16 protein-coding genes and 1 pseudogene are annotated in these 17,050 nt (G+C 75.6%); 8 read left to right on the plus strand and 9 right to left on the minus strand.

Annotated elements, in window-relative coordinates; all coding sequences use genetic code 11:
* The 6 genes and pseudogenes from E1258_RS18565 to E1258_RS18590 all read right to left on the minus strand — a co-directional run.
* Window positions 1-572: SDR family oxidoreductase (locus E1258_RS18565; RefSeq protein WP_132402796.1), on the minus strand; the 572-nt coding region annotated here is incomplete at its 3' end.
* On the minus strand, window positions 569-2,059 hold the full coding sequence (locus tag E1258_RS18570; protein ID WP_132402799.1) for a PfkB family carbohydrate kinase: 1,491 nt from the start codon (window positions 2,057-2,059) through the stop codon (window positions 569-571). The genes E1258_RS18565 and E1258_RS18570, both read right to left, overlap by 4 nt.
* Window positions 2,060-2,071: 12 nt before the next feature.
* Window positions 2,072-2,833: an SIS domain-containing protein gene (locus tag E1258_RS18575; RefSeq protein WP_132402802.1), complete on the minus strand. Its 762-nt coding sequence runs from the start codon at window positions 2,831-2,833 to the stop codon at window positions 2,072-2,074.
* Window positions 2,833-4,050, minus strand: coding sequence for a glycosyltransferase (locus E1258_RS18580; protein WP_132402805.1), 1,218 nt, complete (start codon window positions 4,048-4,050; stop codon window positions 2,833-2,835). The genes E1258_RS18575 and E1258_RS18580 overlap by 1 nt, the downstream gene beginning before the upstream one ends.
* A complete protein-coding gene (locus E1258_RS18585; RefSeq protein ID WP_132402808.1) occupies window positions 4,035-5,009 on the minus strand; it encodes a glycosyltransferase in 975 nt (324 codons plus the stop codon). The genes E1258_RS18580 and E1258_RS18585 overlap by 16 nt, the downstream gene beginning before the upstream one ends.
* A 146-nt stretch (window positions 5,010-5,155) precedes the next feature.
* Window positions 5,156-6,766, minus strand: a pseudogene (locus E1258_RS18590) (HAD-IIIA family hydrolase); the annotation flags it as partial.
* Between the two features lie 249 nt (window positions 6,767-7,015).
* On the opposite strand from E1258_RS18590, the gene E1258_RS18595 reads away from it, so the two are divergent.
* The 3 genes from E1258_RS18595 (at window position 7,016) to E1258_RS18605 (ending at window position 9,388) form a co-directional block, all read left to right on the plus strand.
* Complete coding sequence (locus tag E1258_RS18595; protein ID WP_371688637.1) at window positions 7,016-7,444, plus strand: SRPBCC family protein; 429 nt, start codon at window positions 7,016-7,018, stop codon at window positions 7,442-7,444.
* 37 nt (window positions 7,445-7,481) lie between these two features.
* Complete coding sequence (locus tag E1258_RS18600; RefSeq protein WP_132402814.1) at window positions 7,482-8,483, plus strand: SDR family oxidoreductase; 1,002 nt, start codon at window positions 7,482-7,484, stop codon at window positions 8,481-8,483.
* 137 nt (window positions 8,484-8,620) lie between these two features.
* On the plus strand, window positions 8,621-9,388 hold the full coding sequence (locus E1258_RS18605) for a polyprenol monophosphomannose synthase (RefSeq protein WP_007075721.1): 768 nt from the start codon (window positions 8,621-8,623) through the stop codon (window positions 9,386-9,388).
* Between the two features lie 283 nt (window positions 9,389-9,671).
* On the opposite strand, the gene E1258_RS18610 is transcribed toward E1258_RS18605, so the two are convergent.
* Window positions 9,672-11,312, minus strand: coding sequence for an NAD(P)/FAD-dependent oxidoreductase (locus E1258_RS18610; RefSeq protein ID WP_243715540.1), 1,641 nt, complete (start codon window positions 11,310-11,312; stop codon window positions 9,672-9,674).
* A gap of 72 nt (window positions 11,313-11,384) precedes the next feature.
* On the opposite strand from E1258_RS18610, the gene E1258_RS18615 reads away from it, so the two are divergent.
* Window positions 11,385-12,818 carry an aldehyde dehydrogenase gene (locus E1258_RS18615; protein WP_132402817.1) on the plus strand — a complete coding sequence of 478 codons (1,434 nt, stop codon included), beginning with the start codon at window positions 11,385-11,387 and terminating at the stop codon, window positions 12,816-12,818.
* A gap of 57 nt (window positions 12,819-12,875) precedes the next feature.
* Here E1258_RS18615 and E1258_RS18620 read toward each other — a convergent pair whose 3' ends face one another.
* Entirely contained in the window at window positions 12,876-13,280 is a 405-nt protein-coding gene (locus E1258_RS18620) for a ChaB family protein (protein WP_132402820.1), read from the minus strand.
* Window positions 13,281-13,476: 196 nt separating this feature from the next.
* Here E1258_RS18620 and E1258_RS18625 point away from each other — a divergent pair, with 196 nt between their 5' ends.
* The 4 genes from E1258_RS18625 (at window position 13,477) to E1258_RS18640 (ending at window position 15,862) form a co-directional block, all read left to right on the plus strand.
* The gene (locus E1258_RS18625; RefSeq protein WP_132402823.1) at window positions 13,477-14,460 is read left to right on the plus strand and encodes a YihY/virulence factor BrkB family protein; all 984 of its coding nucleotides are present in this window, start codon (window positions 13,477-13,479) and stop codon (window positions 14,458-14,460) included.
* 66 nt (window positions 14,461-14,526) lie between these two features.
* The gene (locus E1258_RS18630) at window positions 14,527-14,943 is read left to right on the plus strand and encodes a DUF2795 domain-containing protein (RefSeq protein WP_007075716.1); all 417 of its coding nucleotides are present in this window, start codon (window positions 14,527-14,529) and stop codon (window positions 14,941-14,943) included.
* Window positions 14,944-14,995: 52 nt separating this feature from the next.
* Window positions 14,996-15,457 carry an SRPBCC family protein gene (locus E1258_RS18635; protein ID WP_036375131.1) on the plus strand — a complete coding sequence of 154 codons (462 nt, stop codon included), beginning with the start codon at window positions 14,996-14,998 and terminating at the stop codon, window positions 15,455-15,457.
* A gap of 141 nt (window positions 15,458-15,598) precedes the next feature.
* Window positions 15,599-15,862, plus strand: coding sequence for a hypothetical protein (locus E1258_RS18640; protein WP_132402826.1), 264 nt, complete (start codon window positions 15,599-15,601; stop codon window positions 15,860-15,862).
* A 29-nt stretch (window positions 15,863-15,891) separates the two neighbouring features.
* Here the strand turns inward: E1258_RS18640 and E1258_RS18645 are convergent.
* A partial coding sequence (locus tag E1258_RS18645) for a sugar MFS transporter (protein ID WP_132402829.1) occupies window positions 15,892-17,050 on the minus strand: 1,159 nt, incomplete at its 5' end.

Raw genomic sequence — 17,050 nt, forward strand, 5'->3', positions numbered from 1 at the left:
GGGCGGTACCGGGGGTCGCGTTCGTCGAAGAAGGCGGTGCGCATGCCGCCGGGAACGAGCAGGGTGACGCCGACCGTGCCGGCGAGCTCGGCGGCCAGGGCGCGGGTGAAACCGACCACGCCGAACTTCGCGGCGCAGTACGCGGTGGCGTCGCCGACCGCCTTGACGCCCAGCGTGGACGCCACGGTCACGACGTTGCCCCGGGACTCCTCCAGCCAGGGCAGGGCGGCCCGGATCACCGCGGCGGTGGCGAGCAGGTCGATGGTGACGATGCGGTCCCAGGTGTCGCCGGGGATGTCGGCGAGCCGACCGGGCACGTCGACGCCGGCGGCGGTGACGACGGCGTCCAGGCCACCGGAGCGTTCGGCGAGGTGCCGGGTGGCGGCCTCGGCGGCGCGGGTGTCGGCCAGGTCGCACTCGACCCAGGGCACCCCGTCTGCCGGCGGCTGCCGGTCCAGCACCAGCGGCCGGCCGCCCGCCTTCGCCACGGCGGCCACCACGGCCGCCCCCAGCCCGCTGGATCCGCCCGTGACCAGGACGCTCGGCCCGGCTCCCGGTGCGCTTGGGTTCATCGTGCCCCCTTGATCGTCGTGCCGTCCGCGTCCGGGGCGACGCCCACCCCGAGGACCCGGGACCGAGGACCGGCGGGTACGCCGCCGGCCCGGGCGACGGCGATCATGTCGGTGGTCGAGCGCCCGTCGAGGTACGGCACGACCACCGTGTGCCCGCCCCAGCGGCGCAGCACCTCCGCCTCGGGCAGCGCCGGCTCGCCGCCGCCGGCGTAGTCGCCGCCCTTGACCCACACGTCCGGACGCAGCCAGGTCAGCGCCGCCTCCGGGGTGGGCTCCTCGAAGACCAGGACCGCGTCGACGCAGCCCAACGCCGCCAGCAGCCGGCTGCGGTCGCCCTGCGGCACCACCGGCCGGTCCGGCCCCTTCAGCCGGGCCACGCTCACGTCCGAGTTGACGCAGACGACCAGGCAGTCGCCGAGTTGCCGGGCCGCCTCCAGGGTGGCCACGTGCCCGGCATGCAGCAGGTCGAAGCAGCCGCCGGTGGCCACGACGGTGCCGCCCGCCGCGCGTACCCTCGCCACCACCTCGGCGGCGGCACCGGCCCCTATCCGGGGCCCACCGGGGCGCGACGGCGGCGCGGAGGCGGTCCGGGGCGGCGCCGGCAGGGCGGCGGCCACTCCCCCGGCGGCGACGTACGCCGACGCCTCGGTGACGGCCGCCTGCACCGCCTCGGAAACCAGCGCGCCCCGGGAAAGGGCGATGGCGGCGGTCGCGGCGAACCGGTCGCCCGCGCCGCAGGTGTCCCCCTCGGCGCTGGCCGGCGCGGGCACCACCAGCGGGGTGGAGCCGGCGTGACAGAGCAGCGCCCCGTCGCCGCCCAGGGTCACGGTGACCGCGCCGGCCCGCCAACGCCGGCGCAGTTCCTGGGCGCCCCGCGACGCGGTGGCCAGCCGGGACGCGCCCGGCCCGGCCTTCACCAGCTCGCGCACCTCCGACTCGTTCGGGGTGGCCAGGTGCACCCCGGGCACCGCGGCCGGGCCGCGCGGGTGCGGGTCCCACACCACCGGGGCCCGGGTGCCGGCGAGCGCCGCCCGCAGGGCCGGCTGCCGGGCCACCCCCCGGCCGTAGTCGCTGACCAGCACGGCGGAGGCGGTGGCCAGCATCCGCAGCACGGCCTCGCTCGGCTCGCCGGACTCGCCGGCCGCCCCGCCCCGGTCGTGGCGCAACAGCACCCGACCCCGGGCGTGCAGCCGGATCTTCTCGCAGGTGACGCCGCGCAACGGCAGCGCGTACACCCGCACCCCGGCGGCGGCGAGCAGCTCGGCCAGCCGGGCCCCGCCCGCGTCGTCTGCGAGGGCGGTCACCAACGCCACCTCGGCGCCCTGCGCCGCCGCGAACACCGCCGCCAGGCCGGCACCGCCGGGCCGGTCGACGGCCGTGGACTCGTCGAGGACCGGCACCGGCGAGTCCGGACAGAGACGGTTCACCACCCCCTCGACGTCCCGATCGAGCAGGATGTCACCGACCACCACCACGGGTCCCGTCATCAGCTCGCCTCCTCAACCCGCCTCGACCTGCCGGCCCGTACCGTCGTCCAGCACCACCTCGACCCCGGCGCGCACCTGCCCGCCGGACGCCTCCCGGCCACCGGCGGCCGGTGCCGCCGGGCGACCCACCGCCGCGAGCGCGGCGGGCAGCACCCGGTCTACGTACTCGCAGAGCACATGGGTGGAGACCAGGTGCAGCTCCTGGACCACCTGGCCGTCGGGGGAGGCGATGGCGAGGGTGTCGTGGCAGGCGTCGGCGAGGGGGTTGGGCGTGGGGCCGGTGAAGGCCCAGCAGCGCAGGCCGGCGTCCCGGCCGGCGTGGGCGGCGGCGACGAGGTTGGCGCTGGCTCCACTGGTGGACATGAGCAGCAGGATGTCGTCGGGCCGGCCGTGGGCGCGGACCTGGCGGGCGAAGACCTCGTCGTAGCCGTAGTCGTTGCCGATGGCGGTGAGCGCGCTGGTCTCGGCATGCAGGGCGATGGCGGACAGCGGCTCGCGGTCGTCGCGGAGCTTGCCGACGAGTTCGGCGGTGAGATGCTGGGCCTCGGCGGCGCTGCCGCCGTTGCCGGCCACCAGCAGTCGGCCGCCGGCGGCCAACCGGTGCGCCAGCTCTCCGCCCCAGCGGGCCAGCAGCTCCTCCGACCGACGGTACGGCAGCAGCGCGGCGGCGAGGGCGGCCAGGTGCGCGTCGAGCACCGACGCGGCGGCCGGCTCGGCCGTGCCGGCCGGGCGGGAGGTGGCGGCGGAGCCGGCGGGCAGGAAGGTCGCGGCCATCAGGCGACCACCCGGGTGGGCCTGCGCACGGCGGTCACCGCGCCGTACACCTCGGCCAGCCGCTCGGCGGTGACCGCCCAGGAGTAGCTGCGCCGGGCCCGGTCGCGGGCCGCTCCGGCGTACGCGAACCGGCGGATCCGGTCGTCGAGCAGGCCCCGGATCGCGGTGCCCAGCGCGCGCGGGTCCCGGGCCGGCACCAGGTCGCCGGTGACCCCATCGAGCACGGTGTCGGTCAGCCCGCCGACGGCCGTGCCGACCACGGGCACGCCGCAGGCCATCGCCTCCAGCGGGGTCAGCCCGAACGGCTCGTACCAGGGGGCGGCGACCAGCACGTCGGCGGAGCGGTACCAGCGGCCCATCTCCTCCCGTGGCACCGCGCCGACCAGCCGCACCCGATCGGCGACCCCGCACTTCTCGGCGAGGGCCCGCAGCCGTCGGGCGTGCGGGTCGGCCTCCAGCAGCCCCTCGGGCGGGCCGCCCACCACCACGCACTCCGCGTCCGGCACCAGGGACATCGCGCGGATGACGTCCTGGAAGCCCTTGCGCTCCACCAGCCGTCCGACGGTCAGGACGCGGGCCCGGCCGGGGTCCCGATCGGCGGCCGGGCCGAGCGGGGCGAACGTGGCCAGGTTGACCCCGGACGGGACGACGGTGATCCGGTTGCGGGGCACCCCGAGGCGGACCAGCTCGCCGACCTCGTCCTGGCACTGCGCCACCACCCGGTCGACGGCCCGGCCCAGCTCCCGCTCGTCGCGGATCCGGCCGGGCGGGCTGGTGTCCTGGGCGCCCTGGTGCCGCCGCTTCACGGTGCCGAGGGCGTGGTACGTCTGCACCACCGGCACCCCGGTCCGCCGGCCGGCGGCCAGCGCGGCCAGGCCGCTCATCCAGAAGTGGGCGTGGACCACCTCGGGCGTCCAGTCGCCGGCGCGCCACCGCTGCGCCAGCCAGTGGCCGAACGCCGGCATGTGCGGCAGCAGCGCGTCCTTGGCCACCGGCTCGGCCGGGCCGGCCGGCACGTGCACCACGTCGTACCCGTCGGGGGCGCGGACGGTCACCGGCAGGTCCACCGCGTCGCGGCGGGTGTACACCCGCACGTCGTGACCGGCGGCGACAAGCGCGGCGGAGAGCTCCGCGACATGCGTGTTCTGGCCGCCGGCGTCCTCGCCGCCGAGGACGGCGAGTGGACTGGCGTGCTCCGAGATCATCGCGATGCGCATACTTCCTCCTCCAGCAGCCGGTCCCAGTCAGCCAGGAAACGCTCCAGGCCGTAGCGGTCCTGGGCGGCCTTGCGGGCCGCCGCGCCCGCCTGCCCGGCTGCCTCGGGGTCGTCGAGGAACCGGCGGGCAGCCCCCAGCAGGTCGTCGACCCGGGTGGAGAGCGCACCGGCCTCGGGCGGCACGGCCACCACCGCCTCGGTGGTGGCGAGCGCGACGACGGGCATGCCGATGGTCATGGCCTCGATGAGGCTGAGCCCGAGGGACGTCCACCGGCACAGGTGCAGGTACGCCCGCCGCCGGCCCAGTTCGGCGTGCATCCGCTCCTGGGGGACGTCGTCGTGGCTGGCGACCCGGTCGGCGGGCAGCCCGAGCCGGTCGGCCAGGCCGGTCACCCCCATGCCGAAGACGTCGAGGGGGGCCAGCTCGGCGAAGCGGGGCAGCAGGTCGGTGCCGGTGACCCGCCAGCGGCGTACCGGTTCGTTGATGACGACGGCGAGCCGGTCGAGTTCGCCGGTCCACTCGACGCCGGGCGCGACGACGCCGTGTTCGACGACGGCGGTGCGGGTGGCGCCGTTGTCCCAGAAGAGTTCGTTGAACCCGGTGACGTGGGTGAGCAGCAGGTCGTCGCGGTCGGCCATCGGGTGGCGGGTGTTGGGCACGTCGCCCTTGGGGGTGTTGTGCTCGACGTAGATCGCCGGCACGTCCCGGCCGATTTGCCGGCCCAGCCACTCGCAGGCCAGGTCGAACTCCTCGGGGCGCTGGAGGACGACCACGTCGACGTGAGCCCGGCGCAGCTCGTGAGGGGTGATCTCGACGGCGTTGTCGGGCCACGGGTAGGTGCGGGCCCGACCGAGGCCGTAGGGGCCCCGGTCGGGGGTGACCGGCACCAGGTAGCGGTGCCTGCCGTGCACGAAGGACGTGGTCCAGGAGCCGTGTACGTGCCACACCAGGACGTTCATCGGCCGCTCCCGACGCCACCGGCCGGCACGGCCACCCGGGCCGGCGCACCGCCCGCCAGCCCACCGCCGGGGCCGCCGTCACCGGCCGTGCCACGAGGACCGGCCGGGCTGCCGTCACCGGCCGGGCCGGCGGTCGCGTCGGCGTGGACGCCGAGGAGGCGGAGCGCGTCGAGGACCGCGTCGGGGTCGACCCCGGCCAGGCAGGGGTGCCCCGGGACCGGGCAGGTGGCGGCGCGGGTGTCCCGGCAGGGGGCCTCGGCGTCGCCGAGGCGCACCGTGGGCACCCGGTACGGCCCCCACTGCCCGTACGGGACGGTCGGGGCGAACAGGCTGACCACGGGCACGCCGAGCGCGGCGGCCAAGTGGGCGGGCCCGGTGTTGCCGACGACGAGGGCGGCGGCGCCGGCGACGATCCCGGCGAGCTCGGCGAGCCCGGTGCGCCCGCCGAGGTCGTGGGCGCCGGCGGCGGCCCGCGCGGTCAGTTCGCGTTCGGCGGGTCCGCCGGTGACCACCACCCGGTAACCCGCCCCGATGAGCGCCCGGACGATCCGGGCGGCCAGTTCGGGCGGGCAGGCCCGCGCGGTCGCCGTCGAGCCGGGGTGCAGCACCACGTACCCGGGGCGGTCCAGTTCCGGTGGCGGGGCTGGCACCGCGTCGCGGCGCAGGCGCAGCCGGGGCTGGTCGTCGTCGGGCAGGGCGTGGCCCGCGGCGGCGGCCAGGGCCAGGGCCCGCTCCGGCTCGGGCACTCCCGCCGGCGACCGGTGGCGCACGTCGAGGAGGCTGCCCGGGTAGTCGTCGCTGATCGCCGCGATCCGGGGGACGCCGGCCAGTCGCAGCAGCAGGGCCAGCGGCAGCGGCGACTGGTGGAAACTGGTGAAGATCACCGCCTCGTCCGCCCCCACCGCCGCCAGCCGCTGCACCAGCCGGCCGGTTCGGTCCGCGTCCACCCGACCCGGGTCCGGGTCGATCCACTCCAGGGGCCACTCGATGATCTCGTCCACCCCGGGCAGCAGCTCCGCCGCCGCCCGGCCGCGCGGCCCGCACAGCAGGACCACCCGCCGCGCGTGCGCGGCCACCGCCCGGATGCCCGGCCCGGTCACCAGCACGTCACCGGCCGAGTCGCTGCGCACCACCAGCACCGTGCCCGCCGCGCGGGGCGCGACGGGGAGCACGGCGGCCTGCCGGCGCAGGATCTCCTCGACCGCCGCCGACAGGGTGGGGCTGACGAACGGGGCCGCCGCCACCTCCTGGGGCCGGGTCACCGGCGTCGGCACCAGCATCGCGCACGCTCCGGCGGCCAGCGCGGCCGTCATGTCCCGCCCGATGTCCCCGACCACCACGCACCGCTGCGGCGTCGTGCCCAGCCGCGCCGCCGCCGCCCGTACCAGCCCCGGGGCAGGCTTGCGGCAGTCACACCCGGCGTCGTCGTGCGGGCACACCTGCCACGAGTCGAACGGCCCCAGCAGCTCCTCGACGCGGGCGTGCACCCGGGCGAGCTGCTCGGCCGTGAAGTACCCACGGGCCAGCCCGGACTGGTTGGTCACCACCGCCAGCCGCAGCCCCGCGGCGCGCAGCCGGTCCAGGGCCTCCCGCGCGCCCGGCATCGGGCGCACCTTTTCCGGATCACCGTTGTACGGCACGTCCTCCACCAGCGTGCCGTCGCGGTCCAGCAGCACCGCGTCGAACAGGACACCGCCGGACCCGCCCCGGCCAGCACCCGGGTCGACCCGGGCTGACCTGCACTGATCCGGCTTCATCTGGTCCCGTCGCACGCGCGGCGGGTTCCCTGCGCCCCGAGGAGTAAACGTTCCCCTGCGGCGCGGTGCCGCCACCGTCGAAGGCCCCGGCGCGGGGAGGGTGGCGGGCGTCGTGTCCGGTGGCGCGACACCGGCTCGTGCGTCGGCTCCGGTGCGGCGATACCCGCCGCCGCCGAGAAGCTAACCCGCCCGGGTCGTTAGCGGCTGCCGGGATCCGGGTATGGGGACGCCGTGGCGATTGTGGAAGAAGTGATCCAGGCACCTCCGCAGCAGGTATTCGACGTACTCGCCGACGGCTGGACGTACAGTGACTGGGTGGTGGGCACGGTACACGTGCGCGACGTCGACGACGCCTGGCCCCGGGTCGGTGCACGGCTACACCACAAGGCCGGGCCGTGGCCGTTCTCCCTCCAGGACGCCTCCACCGTGCTGGCCTGCGAGCCCCCGCACCGGCTGGTGCTCAAGGCGGGGCTCTGGCCGGCGGGTGAGGCGACCGTGGACTTCAGCCTCGAACCCGTCGGCGACGGCGCGACGCGGGTCCGTATCGGCGAGGACTTCGCCGCCGGCCCGCTGCGGTGGGTCCGCAACAAGCTCAACGACCTGGTGCTGCACCAACGCAACAAGGAGACGCTGCGCCGACTGTCCGACATCGCGACCCGGCAGAAGGCGAACCGGTGAGGGGTTACGACGCCCGAACGAGGCCCGGAGGGCGGCGATGACCCAAACCGTGATGATCACCGGGGCCAGCGCCGGGGTGGGCCGGGCGGTCGCCCGGGCGTACGCCGAGCGGGGCGAACGGCTGGGGCTGATCGCACGGGGCTCGGCCGGGCTGGCCGCAGCCGAGCGGGACTGCCGGCAGCGGGGCGCGGCGGACGTACGGACGTACCAGGTGGACGTGGCCGACGCGGGGGCGGTGCAGCAGGCCGCCGACGACCTGGTGCACCACGCGGGCGGGCTGGACCTCTGGGTCAACGACGCGATGGTGTCGGTGTTCGCCCCCGCCTGGGAGATCACCGCCGCCGAGTTCCGCCGGGTCACCGAGGTCAACTACCTGGGTACCGTGCACGGCACCCTCGCCGCGCTGCACCACATGCGCCCGCGCGGGCGCGGCGCGATCGTGCAGGTCGGCTCGGCGCTGGCCTACCGGGGCATCCCCTTGCAGTCGGCGTACTGCGCGAGCAAGCACGCCATCCAGGGCTTCAACGACTCGCTGCGCGCGGAGCTGCTGCGGGAGAACCCGGGGGTGCGGCTGTCGATGGTGCAGCTCCCGGCGATCAACACGCCTCAGTTCTCGTGGGTGCGTACCCGGCTGCCCCGGCACCCGCAGCCGGTGCCGCCCATCTTCGCGCCCGAGGTCGCGGCGCGGGCGATCCTCTGGGCTGCCGACCACGGCCCGCGCGAGCTGAACGTCGGCGGGCCCACCTGGAAGGCCCGGCTCGGCGACGTCGTGGCCCCGAGGCTGCTCGACCGCAAGCTGGCCCACGACGGGTACGACAGCCAGCAGACCGACCTCCCGATCGACCCGGCGACCTGGCGGGACAATCTGGACTTTCCGCTCGACGACGAGACCGACCACGGCACCGAGGGGGTCTTCGCCGAGCGGGCACGTACCCGGTCGGCGGCGCTGTGGGTGAGCGCCCACAAGCCCGCCCTGTCGGTGGCCGGCCTGCTCACCGTCGCCCTCGCAGCCTCCGGCCTGGCCCGCCGCCTGCGCTGAGGCCCGACTGGCACCCGGCCCGGCTGCCGCCCTGCGCACGGCATGTCACGCGCGCGGAACGGGGAGCCATTACGACATGGAACGGGCAACTGGCTACCCTCTCAGGTAAACCTGTCGGCAAACCGAGGATGTCCGTCATGATCGAACCCGTGCAGTTGCCCGCGCCCTGGCGGGACGCACGCCTGACCGTCGTGGTTCCCACCTACAACGAGGCGGGGAACCTCCCGGTCCTGGTCGAACGGCTCCTCGCGCTGCCGCTGCCGGGCCTGAAGGTGCTGGTCGCCGACGACAACTCCCCGGACGGGACGGGCGAGGTGGCCGACAAGCTGGCCATCGAGCACCCCGACCGGGTGGAGGTCGTGCACCGCGCCGGCAAGGAGGGCCTCGGCCGGGCGTACGTCGACGGGATCGGCCGGGCGCTCGACGGCGGCGCGGAGTACGTGGCGCAGATGGACGCGGACCTGTCCCACCCGCCGGAGGCGCTACCCGGCATGCTCGGCGCGCTGCTTTCCACCCGGGCGGGTGTGGTCATCGGGTCCCGGTACGTGCCGGGCGGCCAACTCGACGAGGCGTGGCCGTTGTACCGCCGCGCACTCAGCGGCTGGGCCAACCTGTACGTGCACACGCTGCTACGGGTGCGCATCCGCGACCTCACGGCGGGTTTCAAGATCTGGCAGGCCGACGCGCTGCGTGACATCGGGCTGGACCGGGTGCAGTCCAACGGCTACAGCTTCCAGGTGGAGATGCACTACCTGGCCACGAAGCTGGGGCACACCATCCTGGAGGTGCCAATCCGGTTCGAGGAGCGCCGCGACGGCGCCTCGAAGATGACCACCGCCACCAAGATCGAGAGCGCGCTGATGCCGTTCATGCTGCGCTCCCGGCACCGCAACATCGAACGCTGACGACCCGTTCGGGCCCACGATGGGTTCGGGTGCTGGCGGGTTCGACCCTGGGCAGGTTGGTCCGTCCCACCGCGCCTTTGGAACTGCCCCGTCGATGCGCCCAAGTGGGGAAAACGCGGACGACGGGTCCGCGACGCGTCCGCGCCTCGCCCGCCAGGGCATCGGCGCACCACCGGTGCGACACCAGTGCCCCGTTCTCGCGGGCAGCTCCAAAGGCGGATCAGCACCGCAGCCCGGCGACGCTGAGCGCTAGACCGGACGGCTCAGCGCTAGACCGGACGGCTCAGCGGTAGACCGCCCGGTGGGCCACGCCGACGACACCCGCGTACAGGCCGCCGGTGACCGTCCGGTCGCGGGCCAACGCCGCCCGGGCGGCGTTCGCGCCCGGCGCGCCGTGCACCCCGCCGCCCGGGTGGGCGGAGGCGCTGGCCAGGTACAACCGGTCCACCGGGGTGTCCGCGCGGCCCAGGCCGGGAATCGGCCGCAGGAAGAGCTGCTGGTACGCCGCCGCGGTGCCGCCGCCCAGCGCCCCGCCGACCAGGCTCGGGTCGCCCCGTTCCAGGTCGGCCGGGCCGGCGACGTGCCGGCCGAGGATCCGGGCGCGGAAGCCCGGGGCGGCGGCTTCCAGCACGTCCTCCATCCGCTCGACGTGCGCGGCGACGTCCTCGGCCCGCCAGTCGCGCCGGAACGGCAGGTGGGTGTACGACCACAGCGACTCGGTGCCGGCCGGCGAGCGGCTCGGGTCGGCCACGCTCATCTGCCCGACCAGCAGGAACGGGTCGCGCGGCAGCTCGCCCCGGGCCAGCTCGGCGGCGTACGTGGTCAGCCCGTTGAGGTCCGCGCCGAGGTGCACCGTGCCGGCGGTCGCCACCGCCGGGTTGGTCCACGGCACCGGCCCGGACAGCGCCCAGTCGGCCTTGAGCGTGGAGCCGTCCCAGCGGAAGTGCGCCAGGTCCTGCACGAGCCGGGGCGGCAGGGCCGCCGGGCCGACCAGGTCGAGGTAGAGCGCGGGGGCGGGGACGTCGGCGAGCACGGCCCGCCGGGCCCGCCAGGTGCCGCCGCCGACGGCGCGTACCCCCACGGCCCGGCCCCGGGCAATGAGCACCCGGTCGACCCGGGCACCATAGTGGATCCGGCCGCCCCGCTCGGTGAGCCGGTCCACCAGCGCGTCGGTGATCCGCTGCGCCCCGCCGACCGGGACCGGCCAGCCGACCTGCTGGCCGAGCATGGCCAGCAGCCAGCCGTACACGCCGGAGCCGGCCTCCTCTGGGGAGAGGTCGGTGTGCAGGGCGCAGCCGACCAGCAGCAGCTTGCCGCCCTCGCCGTCGAACAGCTCGGCGCCGAGCTTGCACACGGGAACGACGAGCCGGCGGGCCAGCCGCAGCGCGCCGCCGACCCGCAGCCGGCGCAGCAGGCCGACGCCGCCGCGCACCGGCGGGAAGGGGGTGGTGATCGTCTCCAGCATCAGCCCGGCGACGTCGAGCCAGTCGCCGTACGCGTGCCGCCAGCGTTCCCCGTCGGCGGGCGCGAACGCCGCCAGCGACGCGGCGGTGGCGTCGAGGTCCCGGTTGAGCACCGCCACCCGCCCGTCGGGCAGCAGGTGGGCCAGCACGTCGGGGGCGTGGGTCCAGCTCAGGCCGTGCCGGTCGAGGCCCAGCCGGGCCAGCACCGGGGAGGCGTACCCGAGGGGGTAGAAGGAGCTGTAGAGGTCGCTGAGGTAGCCGGGGACGGTCACCTCGGCGGAGCGCACCGCGCCGCCGGGCGAGCCGGTCGCCTCCAGCACCAGGACGTCCCAGCCGGCGTCGGCAAGCAGGTTCGCGGCCACCAGGCCGTTGTGGCCCGCCCCGACGACGATCGCGTCGGCGCTCTCCGGGCCGCTGGGCACGCCGGCCCCGGCGTCGGTCGGGATGCCGGTCGAGGTCATCCGATCCGCCTACCCGGGGCCGGTACGGGCGAAACGCGTTTGCCGGGCCGGGGCCGGGGGATGCACCGCCGCATGTACACGGTTGCGCAGCTCATCGGGGGTGTCTGGGGTGCCGGCGGCGCGGGGGGCGAGCTGGTCGTCCACGATCCGGCCGACGGCCGCCCGGTCAGCACCGTGCCGGTGGCGACGGCGGACGAGGTCGGCAAGGCGGTGGAGGCCGCGCGGGGCGTCGCGGCCGGCTGGGCGGCGACGGCCCCGGCGGAGCGGGCCGCTGCCCTGCACCGGGCCGCCGACGCGGTGCAGGCCGCGACGGACGAGTTGACGGCGGCGGTGACCGCGGAGATGGGCAAGCCGCTCGCGGACGCCCGGGGCGGCGTCGAGGCGGGCGTCGGCACCCTGCGACAGTACGCCGAGTTGGCCCCGGTGCGGGGCGGGCGCACGCTGCTCGGCGGCACCGAGGCGATCGACTTCATGGCCCCCGGACCGCGCGGCGTGGTCGCCGCGATCACCCCGTGGAACGACCCAGTGGCCGTCTCCTGCGGGCTGCTCGGCGCGGCCCTGGTCACCGGCAACGTGGTGCTGTACAAACCGAGCGAGCGGGCCCCGGCGACGGGGTGGCTGCTGGCGCGGGCGTTGGACGCCGCCCTGCCGCCCGGGGTGCTGTCGGTGCTCACCGGCGGCGGCGAGGTCGGCGCGGCGCTGGCCGGCGCCGACGTGGACGTGGTGGCGCACGTGGGCTCCTCCGCCACCGGCCGGGCGATCGCCGCGGCGGCGGCCCGCACCGGGGCCAAGGCGCTGCTGGAGAACGGCGGCAGCGACCCGCTCGTCATCGACGCCGGAATCGACCCGGTCTGGGCGGCGGAGCAGGCGGCGCTGGGCGCGTTCGCCAACGCGGGGCAGATCTGCGTGGCGGTGGAGCGGATCTACGTGCACCGGGACGTGGCCGAGGACTTCGTCGACGCGCTCGTGCGGCGGGCCGAAGCGCTGCGGGTCGGCCCGGGGCGGGACCCGCAGACCGAGCTGGGGCCGCTGGTCGACCGGCGACACCGCGACCACGTGCACGGTCAGGTGACGGCGGCGGTGGCCGGCGGTGCCCGGCTGCGCGCCGGCGGAATGCTGCCGGACGGGCCCGGGGCGTTCTACCCGGCGACCGTGGTCGCCGACTGCCGGCACGAGATGACCCTGGTCCGGCAGGAGACGTTCGGGCCGGTCGCCCCGGTGGTGGTGGTCGACTCGTTCAGCGAGGCGCTGCGGTGCGCCGCGGACTCGCCGTACGGGCTGGCGGCCACGGTGCTCACCGCCTCGATGAGTCACGCCCAGCGGGCCTGGCGGGAGCTACCGGTCGGCACTGTGAAGATCAACGCCGTGTTCGGCGGGGCACCGGGTGGGGCGGCCCAGCCGCGCCGGGGCAGCGGCCAGGGCTTCGGCTACGGCCCGGAGCTGCTGGACGAGTTCACCGCCATCAAGGCCGTCCACATCGAGGCCCCGGGCGGCGGCCACTGGTGAGCGTACGGCGGGATCCCGGGACAGCGCGTCTCGGGATCCCGCCGTGGTGGTGGCCAATCAGCGGCCCCCGCGCGCCCGGCGGGTGGCGTTGTTGTTCGCCTTCTCGATGGCCTTGACCAGTTCCGGCTTCGTCATCCGGGAACGGCCGGGGACGCTCAGCTTGCGGGCCACCGTCATCAGGTGGTCCTTGGTGGCGTTAACGTCGACGCCGCCCGCCGTGGGCGCACGCCGCGCGGGTCCGCCGCCGGCCGCCTGGCGGTCGCTGGGCCCTTTGCGACCCTTGGGCTCCCAGTGGTCACCCACCTTCTCGAACTCGTGCTTCACGGCGGCGAACGCGGTGCGGTGCGCCCGCTCCCCCTCGCCGTACGTCTGCACCGCCGAGTCGTGCGTCTTCTCCCAGGTGCGCTGCGCCTTCTCCGGGGAGCGTCGCAGCGTGCTGGGCAGTACCTCGCGCCCGGGCATGTCGTCCTCCTCCGCGTCGACTACTTCCCATTGACCGTTCCCCGGGGCCGCACGGGCAAACTGGCCAGGACGCTCCGACGACGGCGGCATTGGGCGCCCCGGTGTCGGGTTTGTCGATTTCCGTCAGGGGGTACGGGCAGGGCCGGGCGAGCGCCGGGTGCCGGTCACCCCGCCGCCCGGGGCGCAGGGGGCGGTCATGGCAGCGACGACGGAACCGGGCACGACGACCCCCGACGGCGGGCGGGCGCGGCTGCCCGGGCGGGTCCGCCAGCTCAGCTGGCCCACCTGGCGGGGGGTGCTGCTGCGCAGCGGCCGGAACTTCGTCAAGGACAACTGCGCGGACTGGGCCGCCGCGCTCACCTACTACGGGGTGCTCGCGCTGTTCCCCTCGGCGATCGTGGTGGTCGCCCTGGTCGGTCTGGTCTCCGACGGAGAGCGGACGGTGGACACCGTGATCGACCTGGCCCGGGAGGTCGGCGCGGGGTCGGTGGTCGGCAACGACGGGTTCGTCAGCGCGGTGCGGGGCGTGGTCGACCAGCAGAGCGGCACGAAGGCGCTGCTCAGCTTCGGCCTGCTCGGCGCGCTCTGGTCGGCGTCGGGGTTCATCGGCGCGTTCACCCGGGCCTCCAACGCCATCTACGGGGTGCAGGAGGGCCGGCCGGTGTGGAAGCTGCGCCCGTTGCAGATCGGCCTGGCCGCCGTGACGCTGGTGCTGCTGGCCGTGGTGGCCACCGGGCTGATCGTCAGCGGCCCGGTCACCGACGCGGTGGGCGAACTGGTGGGCGCGGGCGGGCTGGCCCGGACGGTGTGGGGCGTGGCGAAGTGGCCGGTGCTGGCCATGGTGATGATGGTGCTGCTGTCGCTGCTGTTCTGGATCGCCCCGAACGTGCGCCAGCCCCGGTTCCGCTGGCTCACCCCGGGCGGCGCGGTCGCCCTGGTGTCCTGGGCGCTGGCCTCCTTCGCTTTCGGCCTGTACGTGGCAAACTTCGGCTCGTACGACGTGACGTACGGCAGCCTCGGCGCGGTGATCGCGTTCCTGGTCTGGCTGTACCTGTCCAACTCGGCGCTGATGCTCGGCGTGCAGATCAACGCCGAGCTGCAACGGGGCCGGGCGTTGCAGGCCGGCGAGCCGGACCCGGAGGAGCCGGTGCTGCCGGTGCGCAGCCCCGCCCATTCGTGACCGGTCGCGCCCAAACCGGGCGCGCGTCGCGGTTTACCGGCGGCCGGCTCGGGTAGCGCAGAAGGCATGGAACGTGGCAGCAGCAAGCACAGTCCTAGGGTCGACGAGCAGATGAGCCAGGAGGTCAGCGGCCTGGTCCAGGGCCCCGGCACCGGCGGCTCGCGGGTGGACGAGTTCCGCCAGCCCGAGCCGGCCGGCGAGGACCAGCCGGAAGCCACCACGGCCCCGGCGGGCGAGCTGCGCACCGGTGCCCCGAAGGGGATGAGCTCCGTCGACGTGGAGCAGCGCAGCCGGCTCGGGCGGTTCATCACGATGACCGCCCTGCCCGGCGACCGGGAGACGCTCGTCGCCAACGCACGCGACAACGACGCGCCGGACGACCTGGTCACCGCCCTGGAGGGCCTGCCGCCGGGCACCCGTTACCAGACGGTTTCCGAGGTGTGGGCCGCGCTCGGGCACAAGAACGAGACGACGCGTTGGTGAGTGGACCGGCCCACGGTCCCACCCCGCACCGACGTACTGAGGAGGATTGCTGATGAGTGGCGTCACCGAGCACGTGGAAGTGTCCGTCCCGATCCGGACCGCGTACGACCAGTGGACGCAGTTCGAGGAGTTCCCCCACTTCATGGAGGGGGTGCAGGAGGTCCGGCAGCTCACCGACACGAAGACCCACTGGACGGTGGAGATCGCCGGGGTGAAGCGCGAGTTCGACGCCGAGATCACCGAGCAGTTGCCCGACGAGCGCGTGGCCTGGCGCTCCACCGGCGGCACCCAGCAGGCCGGCGTGGTGACCTTTCACCGCCTCGACGAGGCGAACACCCGGGTGACCCTGCAGTTGGAGTTCGAGCCGCACGGCATCGTGGAGAAGGCCGGCGACAAGCTCGGTGTCGTCGACCGCCGGGCCAAGGGCGACCTGGAACGGTTCAAGCAGTTCATCGAGCGGCGCGGTCAGGAGACCGGTGCCTGGCGCGGCAGCGTCGACCGCCCCCAGCCCTGATCTTTTCCCGGGCACGACCATGGCCGCCGGATGCCGGCGGCCATGGTCGTGCCCGGGGCATCCGCAGGGGTACGGGAACACCCGCCCCCCGTTGCGCTCGCCGACCCGTTTGCGCCCACCAGGCCCGGGTACCGCGAGGGCATGACGGACAACGACCGCCACGTGTGGCGCGACGAGGAGCGGCTTTCCCTGGAGGAACTGGACCGGGCGCTGGCCCGGTCGACCCTCGACGGGCAGGCCGACGACGTGACCGGCAACGACGCCGGCGAGGAGGCGGCGTTCGGGCACGGCCCGGAGGCGGTGGACCGGGGCGCGTCGCCGGCCGGCCGGGAGCGCGAGCGCACCGACGCGGAGCGGGCGTACCGGCCGTCGACCACGGGACGGACCGGCCCCGACACCATGTGACGGGTCTGACGAACCGAGAGCGGACGGGGTCAGGGCCGCCGGGGGGAGGCAACGGCGTGCACGACGGTCAGGGCCACCGCGAGGACCACCAGCGCCGGTCCGAGGGCCTCGATCGAGGTGTTCGCGACCAGCACGCCGACGCCGGTGGGCACCAGCGCGCCGCCCAGCCCGGCCGTCGCGATCTGGAGCCCGATGGCCCGGTCGGCGTGCGCGGCGCCCACCCGGTCGGCGGTGTTGAGGGTGAGCAGTGGGAACACCGGCGCCGCGGCGAAGCCCAGCACCAGCAGGCCGGCCACCGCCACCCAGGCCGGCGCGGGCAGGGCGATCAGCACCGCGCCGGCGACCATGCCGAGCAGGCTGCCGCGCAGCACCCGCCCGGTGCCGAGGCGCTCGGCGACGAAGCCCTGCACCACCCGCCCCAGGAAGAGGCTCCCCCAGTACCCGGAGACGCAGACGCCGGCCGCTCCGGCGGCCAGCCCTCGTCCCTCGGTGAGCAGCAGGAACGCCCACAGACCGGCGGCGATCTCGATCGCGACGTACACCGCGAAGGCGAGGGCACCCAGCCAGACGGCCGGCAGGAGCAGCGTCTCGCGTACCCGCATGGGGCCGGTGGCCGTCGGCGGGGCCGGGCCGGTGGGGGTCGCCCCCGGCGCGGTTCGGTCGGTCCAGGCCCGCACGGTGAGGGCGAAGGCCACGCCGAGGGCGAGCTGCGCGGCGGCGACCATGCCGTACCCCCAGCGCCAGGCGAGGCCGACGTTGAGCACCAGCGTCATGATCAGCGGGCCGATGGCCACGCCGAGGCCGAAGAAGGCGTGCATCCAGTTCATGTGACGGGAGCCGAACGCGCCGGCCGCGTACGCGTTGAGCCCGGAGTCGATGGCCCCCGAGCCGAGCCCGAGCAGCAGCGCGCAGGCGGTCGTGACGGCAAGCCCGGGGCTGGCGGCGTAGCCGGTCAGCGCGAAGCTGGCCAGCAGGGTGCTGCCGGCCAGGAGCCGGCCGACACCGAGCCGGGCCAGGGAGAAGCCGCCCAGCACGCTGGCGGTGAGGTAGCCGATGGTCCCGGCGGTCAGCATCAAACCGACGGCCTCGGTGGGGACGTCGAAATCCGCCCGCATGGACGGCCATCCGACGCCGAGCAGCCCGTCGGGCAGTCCGAGGCTGACGAAGGCGAGGTAGGCGAGCAGGAGC

The organism is Micromonospora sp. KC207 (assembly GCF_004348615.1).
Lineage (GTDB): Bacteria > Actinomycetota > Actinomycetes > Mycobacteriales > Micromonosporaceae > Micromonospora.

Coding starts and splice junctions, on each gene's coding strand:
- E1258_RS18600 (WP_132402814.1), top strand. CDS start 7,482: ATGACCCAAACCGTGATGATCACCGGGGCCAGCGCCGGGGTGGGCCGG.
- E1258_RS18630 (WP_007075716.1), top strand. CDS start 14,527: ATGGAACGTGGCAGCAGCAAGCACAGTCCTAGGGTCGACGAGCAGATG.
- E1258_RS18585 (WP_132402808.1), bottom strand. CDS start 5,009: ATGAACGTCCTGGTGTGGCACGTACACGGCTCCTGGACCACGTCCTTC.
- E1258_RS18620 (WP_132402820.1), bottom strand. CDS start 13,280: ATGCCCGGGCGCGAGGTACTGCCCAGCACGCTGCGACGCTCCCCGGAG.
- E1258_RS18640 (WP_132402826.1), top strand. CDS start 15,599: ATGACGGACAACGACCGCCACGTGTGGCGCGACGAGGAGCGGCTTTCC.
- E1258_RS18575 (WP_132402802.1), bottom strand. CDS start 2,833: ATGGCCGCGACCTTCCTGCCCGCCGGCTCCGCCGCCACCTCCCGCCCG.
- E1258_RS18610 (WP_243715540.1), bottom strand. CDS start 11,312: ATGACCTCGACCGGCATCCCGACCGACGCCGGGGCCGGCGTGCCCAGC.
- E1258_RS18605 (WP_007075721.1), top strand. CDS start 8,621: ATGATCGAACCCGTGCAGTTGCCCGCGCCCTGGCGGGACGCACGCCTG.
- E1258_RS18635 (WP_036375131.1), top strand. CDS start 14,996: ATGAGTGGCGTCACCGAGCACGTGGAAGTGTCCGTCCCGATCCGGACC.
- E1258_RS18625 (WP_132402823.1), top strand. CDS start 13,477: ATGGCAGCGACGACGGAACCGGGCACGACGACCCCCGACGGCGGGCGG.
- E1258_RS18615 (WP_132402817.1), top strand. CDS start 11,385: ATGTACACGGTTGCGCAGCTCATCGGGGGTGTCTGGGGTGCCGGCGGC.
- E1258_RS18570 (WP_132402799.1), bottom strand. CDS start 2,059: ATGACGGGACCCGTGGTGGTGGTCGGTGACATCCTGCTCGATCGGGAC.
- E1258_RS18580 (WP_132402805.1), bottom strand. CDS start 4,050: ATGCGCATCGCGATGATCTCGGAGCACGCCAGTCCACTCGCCGTCCTC.